At 68.5% G+C, this 3,152-nt stretch carries 2 protein-coding genes and 2 pseudogenes; 1 reads left to right on the top strand and 3 read right to left on the bottom strand.

Annotated features, from left to right (window positions below; translation table 11 throughout):
- Positions 1-124: pseudogene (locus FV223_RS23820) on the bottom strand (molybdopterin oxidoreductase); the annotation flags it as partial.
- A gap of 174 nt (positions 125-298) precedes the next feature.
- Positions 299-484 carry a hypothetical protein gene (locus tag FV223_RS23815; protein WP_147729298.1) on the bottom strand — a complete coding sequence of 62 codons (186 nt, stop codon included), beginning with the start codon at positions 482-484 and terminating at the stop codon, positions 299-301.
- Between the two features lie 278 nt (positions 485-762).
- On the opposite strand from FV223_RS23815, the gene parE reads away from it, so the two are divergent.
- Complete coding sequence (gene parE / locus FV223_RS23810) at positions 763-2,883, top strand: DNA topoisomerase IV subunit B (RefSeq protein WP_147729297.1); 2,121 nt, start codon at positions 763-765, stop codon at positions 2,881-2,883.
- A gap of 155 nt (positions 2,884-3,038) precedes the next feature.
- On the opposite strand, the pseudogene FV223_RS32045 reads toward parE, so the two are convergent.
- A pseudogene (locus FV223_RS32045) lies at positions 3,039-3,152 on the bottom strand (porin family protein); the annotation flags it as partial.

Genomic DNA, 3,152 nt, shown 5'->3' with positions numbered 1-3,152 from the left:
GCTTCAGCCCGGCGCGGTTCAGCACCTCAGCCAGCGGCACGCCGGACCATTTTCCGATGCAGCTCCAGCCCTCGACGCAATCGTGCCGGGTCGTCTGCGTCCGCGACGGCAGCGCGCGGAGGTCGGGACGGTGAAGACCGCTTCCAAAACCTCCGCCAAACCCGCCGCGAAGAAGCGCGCCACGCCGAAGGCCGCTGCGGGCAAGGCCGCTGCGAAGCCGGCTTCGAGCAAGAAGGCCAGCGGCTGAACCGCCGGCGGCGCAGCTTGCCGGCGGTCCGGGCCAGGCGCGTCGCAGGTCTCAGACGAGGTAGCTGATCGTCGCGGCGAAGGCCGTCGCGAAGGTCGCCAGGGCGACCGTCGTCGGATTGACGAAGGCCGCGCGAGAGACGGGCGCAGCGTCCTGCTCGCATCCGAAGGCTTGCCCGGCGGCGCGCTCGAGGCGGGCGAGGATCAGGGTTCGGGCTTCGATCGAAGCAGTCGTCATCGTCGGCGTCCCAGCCCTCGTTACGGCAAAGATCTTGTGATATAATGCATGATCATGCCGCCGGTTCCGCGCGAAATTGCAGCGTGAGGCGATCTTAACCGGATCTGCGCATCACCCCGATGACGGTTGCATCGCAGCGTTTGGAGGGTTCGCGCTGCACATGCGAAGCTGCATAGCGGATTCGGCCTGCGATCGCCTTTGATGTTTCCGTTTTGTTCCGGTATCGTGAGCGGATGAAAGCCCATGCGAGACGTGACCCGAAGCCTGGAGCCCGTCGGTTGAGCGACGCCCCCATCGACCTGTTCGGGCCGGGCGCGAAGGCCGCTGCCCATTCTTCGCCAGCCCATTCTTCGCCGGCCAAGCCTTCGGCCACGGATCCCTCGCCCGCCGCGCCCCTGCCCTCGTCCGAGCGCCGGCGCAAGCCGACGGCGCCGATGGCGGCGCTCGAGCCGCTCGCCGGTCCGGAGGCCGGCTACACCGCATCCGACATCGAGGTGCTGGAAGGGCTGGAGCCGGTGCGGCGCCGGCCCGGCATGTATATTGGCGGCACCGATGAGCGGGCGCTGCACCACCTGTTCTCGGAGGTGATCGACAATTCGATGGACGAGGCGGTGGCGGGCCACGCCAGCTTCATCGAGGTCGAGCTGGAGGAGACGGGCGCGCTCGTCGTCACCGACAACGGCCGCGGCATCCCGATCGACCCGCACCCGAAGTTTCCCGGCAAGTCCGCGCTCGAAGTCATCATGACGACGCTGCATGCAGGCGGGAAGTTCGACTCGAAGGTCTACGAGACCAGCGGCGGCCTGCACGGCGTCGGCATTTCGGTGGTGAACGCGCTGTCCGACCTCCTGGAGGTCGAGGTCGCGCGCAACCAGACGCTCTACCGCCAGAGTTTTTCGCGCGGTCATGCGCAGGGCGGGTTGGAAACCGTCGGGCGGGTGCAGAACCGGCGCGGCACGCGCATCCGCTTCCATCCCGACGCGCAGATCTTCGGCTCGCTGGCGTTCGACCCGCGCCGCCTGTTCAAGATGGCGCGCTCGAAGGCCTACCTGTTCGGCGGCGTCGAGATCCGGTGGCGGTGTGCGCCGGCGCTGATCGAGGGCACCGACATCCCGGCCGAGGCGGTGCACCGCTTCCCCGGCGGCCTGCGCGACTACCTCGCCCGCGACATCGAGGGCAAGGAGCTCGTCACCGACGCGATCTTCTCCGGCAAGATCACAAAGCCCGGCTCGCACGGCTCGCTCGAATGGGCCGTAGCCTGGATGGTCCACGACGACGGCGTCTCCGCCTCGTACTGCAACACCATCCCGACGCCCGAGGGCGGCACCCACGAATCCGGCCTGCGCGTCGCGCTGTTGCGGGCGCTGCGCGAGCACGCCGAGCGGGTGAACCAGGCCAAGCGCATGACGGCGGTGACCACCGACGACGTGATGGCGACCTGCGCCTCCATGCTGTCGGTCTTCATCCGCGAGCCGGAGTTCCAGGGCCAGACCAAGGACAAGCTCGCCACCGTCGAGGCGTCGCGCATCGTCGAGACCGCGATCCGCGACGCCTTTGACCATTGGCTCGCCGCGTCGCCGGCCCAGGCCAACAAGGTGCTAGACTGGGTGATCGACCGGGCCGAGGAGCGCCTGCGCCGACGCCAGGAGAAGGAGGTCGCGCGCAAGACCGCGACGCGCAAGCTGCGGCTCCCCGGCAAGCTCGCCGATTGCTCGGCCGCCGGCACCGCGGGCTCGGAGATCTTCATCGTCGAGGGCGACTCGGCCGGCGGCTCGGCCAAGCAGGCGCGCGACCGGGCCACGCAGGCGATCCTGCCGCTGCGCGGCAAGATCCTGAACGTTGCCTCGGCCAGCCGCGACAAGCTCGGTGCGAACCAGCTTATCGGCGACCTCACCCTCGCGCTCGGCTGCGGCACCGGCGGTCAGTACCGCGACGAGGAGCTGCGCTACGACAAGGTGATCATCATGACGGACGCCGACGTCGACGGCGCCCATATCGCCTCGCTGCTGATCACCTTCTTCTACCGGCAGATGCCGAAGCTCATCGACAAGGGCCACCTCTACCTCGCGATGCCGCCGCTCTACCGGCTGCAGCAGGGCACCAAGACGGCCTACGCCCGCGACGACTCGCATAAGGAGCAGCTGATCAAGACGGTGTTCAAGAACGGCAAGGTCGAGATCAGCCGCTTCAAGGGGCTGGGCGAGATGATGCCGGCGCAGCTGAAGGAGACGACGATGGACCCGAAGAAGCGCATCCTGATGCGCGTCGCCGTCCTCGACGAGGCGCGCGAATCGACCGGCGACGCGGTCGAGCGCCTGATGGGCAACAAGCCGGAAGCCCGCTTCACCTTCATCTCCGAGCGAGCCGCCTTCGCCGAGAAGACCGACCTCGACATCTGAGCGGCCCGGCACGGCGGTCCGATCGGAGCCCGGCCGCGAGGCCGGGCTTTTTCATGCCCGCGATCCGACGACGAAAAAAGCCCGGCCTTTCGGCCGGGCTTCTCGGGTCGGGTCGAACCGCGGCTCTGGGCGAGCCGCGGCCGATCCGGCAGGTCCTAGTACGAGCCGAACTTGTAGTTCAGGCCGGCGCGCACGACGGCGAACTCGGTGCTGTTGTTGCGGTTCAGGCCGCTCTGCACGACGGTCACGCCCGGCGAGGTCAGGGTCAC

It is taken from the genome of Methylobacterium sp. WL116, from assembly GCF_008039455.1.
In the GTDB taxonomy this organism is placed as follows: domain Bacteria; phylum Pseudomonadota; class Alphaproteobacteria; order Rhizobiales; family Beijerinckiaceae; genus Methylobacterium.
This window is presented reverse-complemented; position numbering and strand designations above follow the sequence as displayed.

What these genes read in the sequence shown, in the direction of transcription:
- FV223_RS23815 (WP_147729298.1), bottom strand. Translation starts at nt 484, where the DNA reads ATGACGACTGCTTCGATCGAAGCCCGAACCCTGATCCTCGCCCGCCTC.